Origin of the sequence: Agromyces marinus, assembly GCF_021442325.1 — a bacterium.
Lineage (GTDB): Bacteria > Actinomycetota > Actinomycetes > Actinomycetales > Microbacteriaceae > Agromyces > Agromyces marinus.
The window spans coordinates 107,467-123,191 of sequence record NZ_CP087879.1; the positions used below are offsets into that span (position 1 = coordinate 107,467).

12 protein-coding genes are annotated in these 15,725 nt (G+C 70.6%); 6 read left to right on the forward strand and 6 right to left on the reverse strand.

Annotated elements, in window-relative coordinates:
• Nucleotides 1-115: 115 nt before the first annotated feature.
• Nucleotides 116-1,033: a carbohydrate kinase family protein gene (locus DSM26151_RS00545; protein WP_234660458.1), complete on the reverse strand. Its 918-nt coding sequence runs from the start codon at nucleotides 1,031-1,033 to the stop codon at nucleotides 116-118.
• 134 nt (nucleotides 1,034-1,167) lie between these two features.
• Here DSM26151_RS00545 and DSM26151_RS00550 point away from each other — a divergent pair, with 134 nt between their 5' ends.
• Nucleotides 1,168-1,887: a TetR/AcrR family transcriptional regulator gene (locus tag DSM26151_RS00550; protein ID WP_234660459.1), complete on the forward strand. Its 720-nt coding sequence runs from the start codon at nucleotides 1,168-1,170 to the stop codon at nucleotides 1,885-1,887.
• Nucleotides 1,888-1,978: 91 nt separating this feature from the next.
• Here the strand turns inward: DSM26151_RS00550 and DSM26151_RS00555 are convergent, their stop codons facing one another.
• The 4 genes from DSM26151_RS00555 to DSM26151_RS00570 form a co-directional block, all read right to left on the reverse strand.
• Nucleotides 1,979-4,807 (reverse strand): immune inhibitor A domain-containing protein, encoded by a 2,829-nt coding sequence (locus tag DSM26151_RS00555; RefSeq protein ID WP_234660460.1) that lies wholly within the window; start codon nucleotides 4,805-4,807, stop codon nucleotides 1,979-1,981.
• A 296-nt stretch (nucleotides 4,808-5,103) separates the two neighbouring features.
• Nucleotides 5,104-5,784 (reverse strand): HAD hydrolase-like protein, encoded by a 681-nt coding sequence (locus DSM26151_RS00560; protein ID WP_234660461.1) that lies wholly within the window; start codon nucleotides 5,782-5,784, stop codon nucleotides 5,104-5,106.
• Nucleotides 5,785-5,851: 67 nt separating this feature from the next.
• Nucleotides 5,852-6,547, reverse strand: coding sequence for an endonuclease NucS (gene nucS / locus DSM26151_RS00565; protein WP_234660462.1), 696 nt, complete (start codon nucleotides 6,545-6,547; stop codon nucleotides 5,852-5,854).
• Between the two features lie 110 nt (nucleotides 6,548-6,657).
• Complete coding sequence (locus DSM26151_RS00570; RefSeq protein WP_234660464.1) at nucleotides 6,658-7,956, reverse strand: MFS transporter; 1,299 nt, start codon at nucleotides 7,954-7,956, stop codon at nucleotides 6,658-6,660.
• Nucleotides 7,957-8,138: 182 nt separating this feature from the next.
• Here DSM26151_RS00570 and DSM26151_RS00575 point away from each other — a divergent pair, with 182 nt between their 5' ends.
• Both DSM26151_RS00575 and DSM26151_RS00580 read left to right on the forward strand, forming a co-directional pair.
• Complete coding sequence (locus DSM26151_RS00575) at nucleotides 8,139-10,484, forward strand: arylsulfatase (protein ID WP_234660465.1); 2,346 nt, start codon at nucleotides 8,139-8,141, stop codon at nucleotides 10,482-10,484.
• A gap of 126 nt (nucleotides 10,485-10,610) precedes the next feature.
• The gene (locus DSM26151_RS00580; protein WP_234660467.1) at nucleotides 10,611-12,038 is read left to right on the forward strand and encodes a sulfatase family protein; all 1,428 of its coding nucleotides are present in this window, start codon (nucleotides 10,611-10,613) and stop codon (nucleotides 12,036-12,038) included.
• A 92-nt stretch (nucleotides 12,039-12,130) separates the two neighbouring features.
• Here DSM26151_RS00580 and DSM26151_RS00585 read toward each other — a convergent pair whose 3' ends face one another.
• Complete coding sequence (locus DSM26151_RS00585) at nucleotides 12,131-12,361, reverse strand: hypothetical protein (protein ID WP_234660468.1); 231 nt, start codon at nucleotides 12,359-12,361, stop codon at nucleotides 12,131-12,133.
• A gap of 208 nt (nucleotides 12,362-12,569) precedes the next feature.
• Here DSM26151_RS00585 and DSM26151_RS00590 point away from each other — a divergent pair, with 208 nt between their 5' ends.
• From DSM26151_RS00590 to DSM26151_RS00600, 3 genes are read left to right on the forward strand one after another with little or no spacing between them, the layout of a single operon-like run.
• Nucleotides 12,570-13,841, forward strand: coding sequence for an ABC transporter substrate-binding protein (locus DSM26151_RS00590; RefSeq protein WP_234660469.1), 1,272 nt, complete (start codon nucleotides 12,570-12,572; stop codon nucleotides 13,839-13,841).
• Nucleotides 13,842-13,845: 4 nt separating this feature from the next.
• A complete protein-coding gene (locus tag DSM26151_RS00595; RefSeq protein WP_234660470.1) occupies nucleotides 13,846-14,814 on the forward strand; it encodes a carbohydrate ABC transporter permease in 969 nt (322 codons plus the stop codon).
• Entirely contained in the window at nucleotides 14,807-15,724 is a 918-nt protein-coding gene (locus tag DSM26151_RS00600) for a carbohydrate ABC transporter permease (protein WP_234660471.1), read from the forward strand. The genes DSM26151_RS00595 and DSM26151_RS00600 overlap by 8 nt, the downstream gene beginning before the upstream one ends.
• The last annotated feature ends 1 nt before the right edge of the window (nucleotide 15,725 follow it).

The following is a 15,725-nucleotide window of genomic DNA, read 5'->3' on the forward strand; positions in this document are numbered from 1 at the left end:
CGTCCGTCTGGGGAGGGCGCCGATCGGGGGTGGGCACCTCGCCGATGTCGCCATCAGCGGTCGGCCCGAGTCTACGACCTGGACGGGGTCCCGGCGCAAGGGGCCCGACGGTCCTTCAACTGCCGGGGTGGCCGGGTTCCCGCGGGGTTCGCAGCAGGGCGCCTTCCTGCCGGATGGTCGCCGCGGCGATCCCCATGGCCTCCGCGAGGACGCTCGCCCAGGTCTCGGCCGTGGCCGGCATGCCCCCGGCGGCGATGCGGTGCACGACTCCCGCGAGGGTCGCGTCGCCCGCGCCCATCGTGTCGACGATCGGCCCGGGCAACTCCACGACGCCGGAGTGCACCTCGAGTGCGGCCGTGTGCACGCTCGCACCGTGCCGTCCCGCGGTGGCGAGGACGGCGGGGCAGCCGCGCTGCCCGAGCACCCGCACGAACTGCTCGAGCGATGTGCCGGCGAGCAGGTCGGCGTCGTCGTCTCCGACCTTGACGAGCACGGACGTCGCGGCGGCGCGCAGCAGGTTCGCCAGGAAGCGGTCGCGATCGTGCAGCATGCCCGCGCGCGGGTTCGCATCGATCACGAGCCGACGTCGCGGATCGCGCACCGCCCCGAGGAGCGCCTCGACCTGTTCGTCGTCGTCGAACGGGTAGCAGCTCACGACCACGAGGTCTGCGGCGTCGAGTGCGTCGCGGGTGGTCCCGTCGAAGGCCAGGCGGCGCGCCCGTGCGGCTGCGTTGAACTCGTACCGGGGCTCTCCGCCCGAGGTGCGGATCGAGACGGCTCGCGAGGAGCCGAGCTCGGACGGACTCGCCACGAGCGCGACGTCGTAGTCGATGAGGAACGATCGGATGCGTCGCCCCGGCTCGTCGTCGCCGATCATGGCAACGAGCGTCGCGTCGGTGCCGAGCAGCGCGAGCCCGGTCGCCACGTTCAGCGCGGCGCCGCCGACGAATTCGCGCGTGCCGCGCGGGTCCCGGAGTTCGTCGATGAGGGCGTCGCCGACGACGGCGACCCGAGGAACGTGTGGTCGCGTCATCCGCTCGGTTCTCCCAGCTTCCGGGCTGCAGCGGCCCGGAGCCAGCGTGGCACGGGGGCGGGCCGGGCGTCCAGCGGCGCGGGGGCGCCGCCGGAACGCTGTACGGTGTGTCGAGTCCCCGAACGGAAGGCCCCATGAGACCCGGACCCCGCCGCAGCCTGTCGCACGCCGAGATCCTCGCCGCAGCCTTCGAACTGCTCGAGACCAAGGGCTTCGACGCCGTGTCCGTCCGCGGCGTCGCCGGCGCGCTGGGCCTCACCCCGACGGCGATGTACACCTACTACCCGAACAAGGACGCGCTCCTGAGCGGCATGGTCGAGCAGGTGCTCGGCCGCCTCGAGGACCAGGCGACGGATGCCGCGGCGCGCCCGGCCACGACCACGGCAGTGCCTGCGCCCGAGGGCCGGCGGGAGCGGGTCACGGCGCTCGCGGGTGCGCTGCGTTCCCAGCTCGTCGACCGCCCCGGTGCCGTCGGCCTGCTGCTCGCGACCCCGCTCGACGGACCGAACGCGCGCAGGTTCGAGGAGCGCCTCCTCGAGGCGTTCGCCGACGCCGGACTCGACGCGCTCGCCGCCGGGCGCGCAGCGCACGCGGTTCGCGTCCACGTGCTCGGGGCCGTCGCCTTCGACGCGGCCGAGACCGCCCGGACCGCCGATGGCTCGCAGGCCGCCGACCCCGCATCGACGGTGCAGCGCGAGCCCGCGGCATCCGCCACCGCGACGCTCTGGGACGAGCTCGAGGCCTTCCCGCTCGGCGACCGCAGCCGAGGATTCGCCGACGACGCGACCGCCCGTTTCGAGTGGGGCCTCGATCGCCTCCTCGACGGCCTGTTCGCGTCGTCCGGCGCGGACTGACCGAGACGGCGGGCGCCGAGGCGCGCACCGCCCGGAGACGACGAGGCGCCGACCCCGAAGGGCCGGCGCCTCGCCGCTGCGGCAGGTCGGGTCAGCCCACCGTGGGCGGGGTGACCTCGATCAGCGCTGCCGTGTTGCCCTGGAGCGCCTTCTTGACCGTGATGACGGTGCCGAAGCCCACGCCGTCGTCAGCCGGGGCTCCCGAGCCGAACGGCCCGAGCCCGATGTCGACGCCGTAGTACTCCGTCGCCGGCGTGCCGTCCATGTGGTACAGCGGCACCGAGTACGGCGCGTTGCCCACCGACGGCACGACGACCGATGCGTCGCGGTCGCGGTAGAAGAGCGCCCCGTCCGTGTCGCGGATCGCGAAGCCGGGCACCCAGCTCTGGTCGTCGGTGAAGGTGCTCACCGCCGGCAGCGCCGGGATGTCGGTGCAGTACTCGTTCAGCTCCGCGTCCGAGATGCACTCGCGGAACGGGATGGTCGGCGTCAGGCCGAACGCCGCGTTCGACGACTGGGCGCGCGAGGCCATCACGTTGAGCGTCGACGGGTCGAGGTCCGCCGCCGCACCCGTGCGCTGCAGCGGGTCGAAGTGGCTGTCCACGATGAGCAGCCCGCCCTTGGCGCCGTAGCTCGGCAGCGCGGTCTCGTTCGAGATGATCTGGTTCGCGTTGCCGTACGTGGTGTCGCGGTACCAGACCAGCGCGCCGGGGGCGTTGTAGGCGACCTTCTCGACCTTCCAGGCGCCGTCCTCGGCGCTGTAGGTCGTGTTGTAGCCGTACTTCAGGCCCTCGTCGAAGCCGTCGAAGTTGCGCCACTCGACCAGGTAGTACTGCGCCTGGACCGCGGTGCCCGTGTCGATGCGCCAACCGGGACCGGTGGTGTCGACGAACGTGCCGCCCTCGGTCGTCCAGCCGTTGTCGCCGCTCTCGACGTCGTCGCTCCACGTGGTGGCGCCGCCGCCGGTCACCGAGAAGTCGTCGGCGAACCAGCCGCGGTCCTGGTAGGCCGCGTCGGTCGTGAGGCGGAGGCGGATGTCGACCGTCGTGCCCGCGAACGCGGACAGGTCGACGTACTGGTGGGTCCAGCCGTGCGAGTCGCCCGTCAGGCCGTACTTCTTGCCGCCGAAGGTGGCCATGTTGCCGTTCGGGTCGCCGTAGCCGTCATCGGTCGAGGCGAGCGTGCCGTCCTCGGCGAAGACCTTCTGCTCGGCCCAGGTGGTGCCGCCGTCGGTCGAGACCTCGACGAAGCCGTAGTCCCAGTCCGCCTCGATGACGTAGTCGTTCCACATCCAGAACTTCGCGTCCGCCGCGTCGGGGACGTCGATCGAGCGCTCGATCTTGATGTCGCCCCAGTCCTGGTCGGCACCGGTGTACCACATGTTCTCGCCGCTGTGCGGGTCGGTCAGGGTGGTGACCTTGTCGGGCAGGTTGACCTTGATGCCGTCCTCGGTGCCCTTCTTGGGGCGCGAGGTCTGGCCGACCTTGATGGTCTGCTTGTCGTCGCCTGGCTCGACGACCTCGGGGTCGGCCCAGCCGAGCACCCACTTGTCCCAGAGGCCCATGTGGGTCGGCATCGACTGGAAGATCGGGCCCGAGTGCGAACCCGACGACATGAGGTCCCAGAAGTCGACGTCGGAGCTGCCGGCGCCGGAGACGTCGTAGAGGTCCGGCAGGCCGAGGTCGTGGCCGTACTCGTGGGCGAACACGCCGACGCCCGAGTCCTCGGGCTGCACGATGTAGTTCGACAGCTTGAGGTCGGTGCCGGGGATGTCCGCACCGCCCGCGACCGCGGAGGAGTGCGCCCAGAGCGCGTAGGTGCCCTCGGCACCGCCGCCGCCCGACTTGTCCTCGCCGGCGTGCACGAGCACGACGTGGTCGATCACGCCGTCGGGCTCGAGGAAGTTCCCGTCGCCGTCGCGGTCGCCCTGGTCCTCGATGTCGTAGTCGGACCACGGGAAGTCGGGCTGCAGCTCGGCGAGTGCCTCGACCGCGTGGATCGGGAGCGCGCTCGCGCCGAGCGGGTTGTCGGGGTGCCCCTGCATGCCCTGGTAGGCGCCGGCCTCCCATTCGCCCTCGTCGTTGAGGGAACACCGCGTGGCGCCGTACCAGCCCTCGGAGTGCGGGAGGGTGACCCACTGCGTCGCCTCACCGGTCACGGTGTAGGCGCCGCGCGACATCTCCTCGTACATCGACTTCATCGTGTAGCCCGAGATGTCGAAGCCGGGCTTCCCGTCGGGACCCGTGAGGTCGGTGCGCACCCGCTCGGTGATGCCCTCGTCGGTGAACAGCATCTTGTTGAAGTGCTCGGGCGAGAAGTCCTCGACCCACATCGAGTTGTTGTCCTCGTGGGGCGAGTCGGCCGGGTTCGGGATGTTGTTGTGCAGCGGGCCGTTGACGACCTCGCCGGGCTTGCAGGTCGATGCGCCCCAGTACTCGGGAACCCAGCTGTCGGTGAAGTCGTCGTTCGCCTGGTCGTTGAAGTCGACCAGGATCGTGAGGAGCTTCGCCTCCTGCGTCGATTTCGCCTGCTTCAGGTTCTTCGACTTGAGCGCCTTCGGGCTCTTGCCGGTCTCGATCGACTTCGCCTCGAGCTTCGCGAGGCCGCGAGCGGCCACGGGGTTGCCCTGCGTGTACTTCTTGTCGATCGCGGCCGAGGCGTCGGCCACGGATCCGGCGACGGGGCCCGCGCTCCGGCGCGCGGTTCCGTCGATCGTGACCCCGGCAGACTCATCGGTCTGGAACGCCGCCTCCGCGTGGGGGGCGGCGTAGTTCATGTAGTGCTCGTCTGCTCCGATGACCGGGGCTGGTGCTGCGCTCGCCGTGGTCGTGCCCACGGTCGCCAATCCGGCGGCCGCGAGTGCGAGCACGGGGATCGCAGCGACCGCGCGGCGACGCGCGCGGTTCGTCTTCCCTGACATGCTTCTCCCTCCGAGTGCCCGCGACGCGTCATCGCGGGACACGAACGTCGTCCGCCGGTGGGCGGACGTATGCGGCATCCTGCCCCCGTTCGGGGGTCGGAGGGAACCCTCGGGAATCGATGTGGCCCCGAATCGTTGCTATCGAGACAACCTCACTTTGCGCACGCCGCCGCACGCGGGATGCTTCGATTCGAGGCGCGTGCGATCGAAGCATCATCGATGCATGGCCGTGGAGGCAGCGGATGGCACGGGCCTGCGTCGTGCCCCGTGCCCGAGTCCGCGCCCGCGCCCGCGCCTCAGGGCAGCAGTGCGCTGCGCAGCTGGTCCGCCGAGTGAACGACCGCGAACGCGTCGCCCGCTTCCGCGGGCGAGCCGTAGCCCCATTCGACGAGGATCGTCGGGACGTCGTGGGCCGCGGCCCCGAGCGTGTCGTACCCGCGGTCGCCGACCATCACGGGATCCGACACGTCGACGCCGTGCGCCCGGAGCCGCCGGAGCGCCTCGGCCACGACATCGGCCTTCGTGCTGCGCTCCTCGTCCTCGCTCGCGCCGGCGATCACGGTGAAGTACCCGTCGAGGCCGACGTGCTCGAGCACGCGACGCGCCATCGACTCGGGCTTGCTCGTCGCGAGGGCGATCGGCATGCCCGCCGCGTGCAGCGAGCGGATGACGCCCTCGACCCCGGGGAACACGGGCGAGTGCAGCAGGTGCTCGGCGTAGTGGTCGCGGTAGACACCGAGGGCCGCCCATGCGTCGGCGTCCGAGAACCCGGGGGTCATCCGGAGGCTGTCCAGCAGCGGCGGGCCCACGAAGGTGCGCAGCGTCTCCGCGTCGGGCACGGGCACGCCCATCTTCGCGAACATGTGGGCCAGGGAGTCCATGATCTCGGTCGCCGAGTCGACGATCGTGCCGTCGAGATCGAAGAGCACGGCCGTCCACGCGGGGGCGAGGGTCGGAGTGGGCAGGGGAGAGGTCACCGCGTCATCCTAGGGCGCAGGAATCCGAGGAATGCTCGTGAATGCTGGATGCCGCCTGTGTGCGCCGTCAGAACAGGCGCGCATGCCCGCTCTCGATTCCGCGCATCGCGTCGTAGTCGAGCACGACGCAGCGGATGCCGCGGTCCTCTGCGAGGGTGCGCGCCTGCGGCTTGATCTCCTGCGCCGCGAAGACGCCCGCGACCGGCGCGAGCAGCGGATCGCGGTTCATGAGCTCGAGGTACCGGGTCAACTGCTCGACGCCGTCGATGTCGCCCCGGCGCTTCAGCTCGACCGCGACCGACGCCCCCGTGGCATCCGCCGCCAGGATGTCGACCGGGCCGATCGCCGTCATGTACTCGCGACGCACCAGACGGTAGCCGTCGCCGAGCAGTTCGATCTGCTCAGCGAGGAGCCGCTGCAGATGCGACTCGACGCCGTCCTTGACCAGGCCCGGGTCGACGCCGAGGTCGTGCGCGGAGTCGTGCAGCACCTCGTGGATCGAGACGACGAGCTGGTCGGCGGTCTTGGCGTGCGTGACCTTCCACAGTTCGACGACGCCGGCCTCGCGCTGGTCGTCGTCGGGCTCGCCGATCGCGAGCGTGCACGGCGGGCTCATCCAGTTCAGCGGCTTGTAGCTGCCGCCGTCGGAGTGCACGAGCAGGCTCCCGTCGCCCTTGACCATGAGCAGGCGGGTCGCGAGCGGCAGGTGCGCGGACAATCGCCCCGCGTAGTCGACGGAGCAGCGGGCGATGACGAGACGCACCCGAGCAGTCTACGTACCCCCGCCCCCGTCCCCTCCCCGTCCCAGCCGCCGAGTGATACCCCCCTCGCCGAGTGATAGCGCTGCACGGGCGACACTCGGCGAGGCGGGTATCACTCGGCGGGAGGGCGGGCGCGGGCCCGCTCGCGCGCGGCGGGCGCGGCGATGCCCGCCACGACCATGAGGCCGAGCAGCACCAGGAGCGCGTTCAGGATCCCGAACCGCTCGCCGAGGAAGCCCAGCAGCGGCGGGCCGACCAGGAAGGCGCAGTAGCCGATCATCGCGACCGCCGAGACGCGCGCTGCGGCATCCGCTCGATCGGGCACGTCGGCCGCGGCCGACATGCCGACCGGGAACGCGAGCGAACAGCCGACGCCCCACATGAGCGTGCCGACGACGAGCATCCACGGCTCGGTTCCGAAGATGAACAGCGCGAGGCCCGCGATGCCGATGCCGGCCATGACGCGGAGCATGGCGACGCGGCCGAACCGGTCGATGAACGGGCCGCCGAGCACGCGCGCGGTCGTGATCGCGATCGTGAAGACCGTGAAGACGGCCGCGCCGGTCGTCTCGTCGAGGCCGTGCCCGTCCACCACCGCGAGGGCGATCCAGTCGTTGGCGCTGCCCTCGGCGAACGACATGCCGAGCATGACCACGCCGATCAGCAGGAGCCGCACGTCGGCCCAGACCGCGAGGCTCCGGCGCAGGCGGACCCCGATGGGGTCGCGCGGGGCATCGGGGGCGAGGTCGCCGAGCTCGGGGCGGAGCGGGACGAACCGCACGGCGACGACGACGCCGGCCGCGATGAGCGCGGCGATCAGCGACAGGTGCACCGAGATCGGCACCCCGAGAGCGGATGCCGCGGCCGCGAGCGCCGCGCCCGCGACGGTTCCGAAGCTGAAGAACGCGTGCATGAGCGGCATGACCGTGCGCCCGAGTTCGCGTTCGGCTTCAGCGCCCTCGACGTTCATCATGACGTCGACCGCGCCGTTGCCGAAGCCGAAGCAGGCGAGGCCGACGACGATGAGCGCGATGCTCGGCAGGAGCGAGCCGCCGAGCCCGACGGCGACGAGGCCGATCGACGCGGTCGCGAGGGTTCCGATCATCCCGGCTCGGGCGCCGAAGCGCGCCATGAGCCAGGGGGCCGCGACGAGCCCGACGACCGAGGCGATCGAGCCGCCGAGGATCACGAATCCGACGCCCTGGGTGCTGAGCCCGACCGCGTCGCGGATCGCGGGGATGCGGGCGACCCAGCTGGCCAGGCCGAAGCCGGAGAGGAAGAAGACCGCGAAGACGGCGTTGCGCCACGCGACCAGCTCGCGGCGAGGGCGGGCGGATGCCTCGGCGGCATCGTCGCCCGCAGGTGCGCGGGGCGCATCGCGCCCGGGCGCGGGGTCTCGGTCGTTCGACATCACTGCCTCGTCGGGGGTTCGGCGACGGTCTCGCGGGTGGGTCACCCTCACGGTGCCGCGTCGATTCGAGTCGGAGTCGAATCGATTCGACACTAGCGATCGACCCACGGCGACGCAAGGGACCCGACCGCGCCGATCGATAGGCTGGCGCCGTCCGTCGTCACCTTGGGGGAGAGGTTCGCATGACCGCCGACCGCATCGATCGAAGCCGCCTGCCGATCCCGAAGCCGAGGAGGGTCTCCGACACGCCCCTCGACGCGCGTCAGGCGGCGAGCCCGCCGGTCTCGTCGCCCCTGCGGCCGCCCGAGGGCGCACCGAACGTCCTGGTCATCCTCATCGACGACATGGGGTTCGGCGCCTCGAGCGCGTTCGGCGGGCCGTGCCGGATGCCGCGCGCCGAGCGGATGGCCGAGGAGGGCACCCGGTTCACGCGCTTCCACACCACCGCGCTCTGCTCGCCCACACGTCAGGCGCTCCTGACGGGTCGCAACCACCACTCGGTCGAGATGGGCGCGCTCGCCGAGGTCGCGACCTCGTTCCCGGGCTACACGGGCGTGCGCCCCGACGACTGCGCGACGCTCGCGCAGACGCTGCGGATGAACGGCTACTCGACCGGCATGTTCGGCAAGCACCACCAGACCCCGCCGTGGGAGACGAGCCCGTCCGGCCCGTTCGACCGGTGGCCGACCGGGGAGGGCTTCGAGAGGTTCTACGGCTTCATCGGCGGCGACACCCACCAGTACATGCCAGCGCTCGTCGACGGCACCAAGCCCATCGAGCCGCCGCGCACCGCCGAGGAGGGGTACCACCTCACCGAGGACCTCGTCGACCAGGCGATCTCGTGGATCAGCGGGCTCACCGCACTGACGCCGGACAAGCCGTGGTTCACCTATCTCGCGTTCGGGGCGACGCATGCGCCGCACCACGTGCCCCAGCCGTACCTCGACGAGGTCCGTGGCGCATTCGACCACGGCTACGACGAGCAGCGCGAGCGCACGTTCGCGCGGCAGAAGGAGCTCGGCATCGTGCCGGCCGACGCCGAACTCACCGCGCCCAACGCGCAGATCCCGCTGTGGGACGAGCTCGGCGACGACGACCGGCTCGTCGGCACGCGCCTCTTCGAGGCGTACGCGGCCATGGCCAGGCACACCGACGACCACGTGGGCCGCCTGCTCGACTCGCTCGACGAGCAGGGGATCCTCGACGACACGCTCGTGTTCTACATCCTGGGCGACAACGGCGCCTCGGCGGAGGCCGGCGCGTACGGCACCTTCAACGAGATGGCGTACCAGAACAACGTGCTCATGACCACCGAGGACATCACGCCGCACCTCGACGAGATCGGCGGCCCGAAGGCGTTCAACCACATCCCGGCCGGGTGGGCGCACGCGCTCAACACGCCCTACCAGTGGAGCAAGATCGTCGCGTCGCACTGGGGCGGAACACGCACCGGCATGGTCGTGCGCTACCCGGGGCGGATCCCCGCGGGCGAGCAGCGCGACCACTTCACGCACGTCATCGACGTCGTGCCGACCATCCTCGAGTACGCGGGCCTGCCGCAGCCCGACCAGGTCAACGGCATCCCGCAGCGGCCCATCGAGGGCGTGAGCTTCAAGTACGCGCTCGACGACGACACGGCCGAGGACCGGCACCGCACGCAGTACTTCGAGATCGCGGGCAATCGCGGCATCTACCACGACGGATGGACCGCCGTCACGCAGCACCTGCTGCCCTGGCCCGACCCGAACGACCGGATCCCGCCGCTCGACCAGGACGACTGGGAGCTCTACGGCCCGGACGACTGGACCCAGGCGCACGACCTCGCAGCCGAGATGCCCGAGAAGCTCCGCGAACTGCAGGACCGGTTCCTCATCGAGGGCGCGAAGTACAACGTGCTGCCCATCGACGATCGGCAGCGCGAGCGATTCGACGCGACCATCGCCAACCGACCCGACCTCATGGGTGCGCGTACGTCGCTGACGCTCCGGCCAGGGATGACGCGCCTCAACGAGAACACCGTGCTCAACGTGAAGAACCGGTCGTTCACGGTCACGGGCTTCGTGACCCTGCCGGAGGGCGAGCCCGCCCGCGGCGCGATCGTGGCGCAGGGCGGCAGCTTCGGGGGCTGGTCGTTCTACTTCCACGACGGGCGTGCGAGCTACGCGCACAACTTCGTGGGCATGGAGACCGCGACCGTGCGCAGCGACGAACCGATCGACGCGGGCGAGCACGTCGTCGAGGTGCGCTTCGACTACGACGGCGGCGGAGCGGGCAGGGGCGGCGACATCACGATCTCGTCCGACGGCGAGCGGGTCGGCGGCGGGCGCATCGAGCGCACGGTGCCCGCGCTGTTCTCGTTCGACGAGGGTCTCGACGTCGGCTTCGACAGCCTCGACCCGGTGGTCGAGGACTACGGCACGCCCCGCGGTGCGTTCACCGGATCCATCGATCGCGTGGTGATCGACATCGCTCCCGACGCCGAGCACGACGCGGACCTGACGCTGCGGGCGAGGTTCCGGCGGCAGTAGTCGGTCGACGGGGCACGCCCGGGCCTGGGCCGGGCGGGTCGTCGGGCGGGCGGCATCCTTGTCGGCTGCCTCGTCTGCGGCTAGGCTCACGGTGCTAAACGATTAACAACCGGGAGGAAGCGCGCGATGGCACCGGCGGACCAGGCGACGAACGAGCGGCGAGCGGACCGGATGCCGAACATCCTGGTCATCGTCTCCGACGACCACGGCTACGCCGACCGATCCGCGACGGGCATCGATCCCGCGGTGCGCACGCCCGGGCTCGATCGACTCGCGGCCGAGGGCGTGACGTGCCGAGAGGCGTACGTCACGGCACCCGTGTGCTCGCCGTCGCGCGCGGGCCTGATCGCCGGCGCGTACCAGCAGCGATGGGGCGCGCACTGGTTCGACGACTCGGCGATCCCCGGTCCCGGGCACCCCACGGTCGCCGAGCGACTGCGCGACCACGGCTACCGCACCGGGTACTACGGCAAGGTGCACTACGGGCGCGAGCGCGAGGGCGATCGCGGCACCCCGCCGGAACACGGATTCGACGACAGCTTCTACGGGCTCGCGGGCCAGTCGATGGGGCGGCTGAACTACCTGCGCCACTCCGAGCAGGCCGTGCAGGAGTACGGCGAGGCCGCGAGGGCCATGGCGGTGCAGCCCATGTCGGCCAACGGCAGCCCGGTCGACGTCGAGCGCTTCCTGACCGACGAGATCGCCGACCGGGCGGCCGGGTTCATCGCGGCCGACGACGAGCGGCCGTTCTTCGCGATGGTCGCGTTCAACGCCGTGCACAACTTCTGCTGGCAGCTTCCGGAGGACGAGCTCGAGACGCGTGGCCTGCCGGCCTTCGAGGACTGGTATCCGGGCGCCTCGGAGTACCTCGACTGGTACGACGGTGCCATCAGCCCCAACCTGCCCAACGGCCGGGAGTACTACCTCGCACAGCTCGAACTCATGGATCGTCAGGTCGCCCGCCTGCTCGACCTGCTCGACGAGCTCGGTCTCGCCGAGGACACGATCGTCGTCTACACGACCGACAACGGCGGGTCGAACTGCAACTACGGCGTGAACACTCCGCTGCGGGGGTCGAAGTACACCGTGTACGAGGGCGGCATCCGCGTGCCGTTCCTCGTCCGCTGGAGCGGCGAGCTGCCCGCCGGCGTCGAGCGCGACGGGCTCGTGAGCTCGATGGACATCGCCGCGACCGCGCTTGCGGCCGCCGGTGCACCGGTCGACGGTCTCGACGGCCGCGACCTCCGCGGGTTCCTCGCGGGAGCGGATGGCCCGGTGCGCGACGAGCTGCACTGGGACACGCGCTGGCAGTGGTCGGTGCGCCGCGACCGGTGGAAGCTCAGTTGGGTCGAACCGGGTTCACCCCACGCCGACGAGATCCGCAGGGTCGAGCACACCGAGCCGGGCGACGGGTACCGGTTGGCCGACCTCGTCGCCGACCCCGAGGAGCGCGAGGACGCGAGCGCGGCGAACCCCGAGGTCGTCGAGGCGCTCCTCGAGGCGCGCAAGCGGTGGCGCGACGCGATGGATCGCGCCGCGGCATCCGTTCGCTGACCTGCCGGGCACGGCGGAGCCGGGCGCGCCGGCACCCCGCCTGCACGGAGTCACGGCCCCGGGCAGGCGGAGGCGGCGCAGTCGGGCGTGCGTCAGTCGCCGCAGATCGAGCGGGCGGTGGCGTTCTTGCCCTGGCCGCCGATGGCCTTGACGACGTCGCCGACGTTGGTGAAGCCGAGGGCGCCCTCGGTGTTGATGGTCTTGTGGACCTGGCCGAAGCAGGCCGCGTCGGCGGGTGCTGCGTTCGCGGGGCCCGCGCCGACGGCCGCGACGCCGAGCGTCGCGAGGGCGGCGATGAATCCGGTGGCGAGGATGCGCTTCATTGGATATCCCTTTCGATCGCGGGTGCGATTTCACCCGATACCTGTACTTCCCCCTCGGGCGCCCGATCGGATGCACCCGGACTCGCATTCGATCTTGCGCCGGGCGGTTCCCGGGGGTACAGTCCTGTTAATCGTTTAGCTAAACGATTAACAACCTTCGGGGCCCCGCCCCGCTCCCCACGAACAGACGGATCCAAAGGAGGACCCGATGCATCGACGCGCAGCATCTCGACGCATTGCCGCCATCGCCACCGCCGCGACCGCCCTGCTCGCACTCAGCGCGTGCAGCAGCTCGGACGACACCGGGGCAGGCGGCGAAGCCGTCACCCTCGAGTACGGCGTCTGGGACCAGAAGCAGCAGGAGGCGATGGAGGACATCGCCGACGCCTTCACGGCCGAACACCCCAACGTCACCGTGAACCTGCAGATCGCTCCCTACAAGGAGTACTTCACCAAGCTCCAGACCTCCGTCTCGGGCGGCTCCGCCCCCGACGTGTTCTGGATGAACGGCCCCAACTTCCAGCTCTACGCCTCCAACGGCGTGCTCGAGCCGCTCGACGACGCCGGCATCGACACCGCCGCCTACCCCGAGGGGCTCGTCGACCTGTACACGTACGACGGCTCGCTCTACGGCGCCCCCAAGGACTTCGACACCGTCGCCCTCTGGTACAACACCGAGCTCTTCGACGCCGCAGGCGTCGAGTACCCGGAAGCGGGCTGGACCTGGGACGACCTGAAGGAGAAGGCGGCGGCCCTCACCGACGCCTCGACCGGAACCTACGGGATCGTGGCCACGCAGTACGGCCAGGAGAACTACTACAACTCCATCGCCCAGGCCGGCGGCGAAGTCATCTCCGCCGACGGCACCACGACCGGCTACGACACCCCCGAGGCCCTCGCCGGCATCGAGCTGTGGACCGACCTCATCGCCGCGGGTTCGTCGCCGACCGCGCAGCAGATGACCGACACCTCGGCCGAGGACTTCTTCCTCTCGGGCAAGGCCGCCATGTTCCAGAACGGATCCTGGGCGGCCGGCGCCTACGCCGGCAACCCCGACATCGCCGACAAGGTGGATGTCGCACCGCTCGCCACCGGTGCCGAAGGCAACCAGTCCGTGATCCACGGCCTCGCGAACGTCGTCAACGCCAAGAGCGAGCACGTCGAGGTGGCCAAGGAGTTCGCGGCCTTCGCCAGCAGCGAGCAGGCCGCCGACATCATGGCCGAGACCGGAACCGTGATCCCCGCCTTCGAGGGCAAGCAGCAGATCTGGGTCGACGCGCTCCCGCAGTACGACCTCCAGGTGTACATCGACGCGCTCGAGACCGCCGTCGCCTACCCCGTTTCGAAGAACACCTCCGCGTGGACCTCGCTCGAGAGCGAGATCCTCTCACAGGTGTGGGCCGGAAACGTGTCTCCCGAGGACGGGCTCGCCCAGCTCGCCGAGGAGATGCAGGCGGCACTGGACGCGGAGTCGGAGTAGTCCGATGAGCAACCTGATCGCGCAGCGCACCGCGGCGCCGATCTCCGAACTCGACCGGGGGCGGCAGACCGCCGCCCCCGGCCGGGGCCGCCGCCGCGGGCCCGGCCAGTCGCCCTGGTGGGCCCTGCTGTTCATCGGCCCCACCGCAGTCGGACTCGCCGCGTTCTACCTCTGGCCGACCGTCCGCACCTTCATCCTCTCGTTCACCGAGTCGGGGCCGTTCGGCGGCTCCGAGTTCGTCGGCATCGAGAACTACGTCCGGCTGTTCCAGGACCCGGAACTCATCGGCGCGCTCCGCAACACCGCCGTCTACACGCTCATCGCGCTCATCGGCATCCCCATCGCGGTCGCCGTCGCCGCGCTCCTGAACACCCAGGGCCTGCGCGGGCGCGGCGTCTACCGGACCCTCTACTTCATCCCCGTCGTCACCATGCCCGCCGCGATCGCACTCGTCTGGCGCATGATCTACAACGGCGACTTCGGCGTGCTCAACTCGTTCCTGGCGATCTTCGGGATCGAGGGGCGCAGCTGGCTCACCGACCCGAACACCGCGCTCGTCGCCATCGCGCTCGTCGGCATCTGGGCCGGCCTCGGCACGAACATCGTCATCTTCCTCGCGGGCCTCCAGGGCATCCCCGACACCATCATGGAAGCCGCCGACCTCGACGGCGCCGGCCCCGTGCGCAAGTTCTTCTCGATCACCATCCCGCTGCTCAGCCCCAGCATCTTCTTCGTGAGCGTCATCAGCGTCATCGGCGCCCTGCAGGTCTTCGACCTCATCTACATGATGCTCGGCCAGAACAACCCCGCGATGCCCGACACCCGAACGGTCGTCTACCTGTTCTACGAGGCGGGCTTCCTCGACAACCAGCAGGGCTACGCGGCCGCGATCGCCTTCGTGCTGCTCGTGATCATCCTGCTGCTCACCGTCGTCCAGTTCCGCCTGCAGAAGAAGTGGGTGCACTATGAGTGACGTCTCGCTCGACACGCGCGCCATGACCGGCGCCCCCGACGCGGCATCCGCCCCACGCCCCGCACGGGGCGACGGCCGCCGCCCCGGCGCGGCCCGCACCCGCGGCCACTGGCCGGTGCACCTCCTCCTCGGCCTCGGTGCCGTCGTGATGATCTTCCCGTTCATCTGGCAGACGCTCACGGCGTTCAAGACCTTCCAGGACTCGGTGCAGATCCCGCCCGTGATCATCCCCGACCCGTGGGTGTTCACGAACTTCGCCGAAGTGTTCGACACCATGCCGTTCGGGCAGATGTTCGCCAACTCCGTGCTGCTGACCGTCGGCCGGACCGTCGGCCAGGTCGTGCTGTGCACCATGGCCGGGTACGCGTTCGCGCGCATCCCGTTCCGGGGCCGCAACGCCGTGTTCGTCCTCTTCCTGTCGGTGCTCATGGTGCCCTCGCAGCTCTACCTGCTCCCGCAGTTCGAGATCATCCAGACCCTCGGCTGGCTGAACACGCTCCAGGCCCTCATCGTCCCCGGCATCTTCAGCGCGTTCGGCACCTTCCTCATGCGGCAGTTCTTCATGTCGATGCCCGCCGAGCTCGAGGAGGCCGCGCGCATCGACGGGGCCAACCCGTGGCAGACCTTCTGGCGCGTCATGGTGCCCCTGGCCAAGCCCGGCATCGTCGCCCTGACGGTCTTCACGGTGCTCTGGTCGTGGAACGACCTGCTGTGGCCCCTGGTGGTCACCACCGACCCCACGAAGATGCCGCTCTCGGTCGGCCTGTCGCAGCTCGTCGGGCTGCACGGCACCGACTACCCTGTGCTGATGGCCGGAGCCCTGCTCGCGACCCTGCCCATGCTGATCACGTTCATGATCCTGCAGAAGCAGTTCATCCAGGGCATCGCCTTCTCAGGGACGAAGGGGTGAG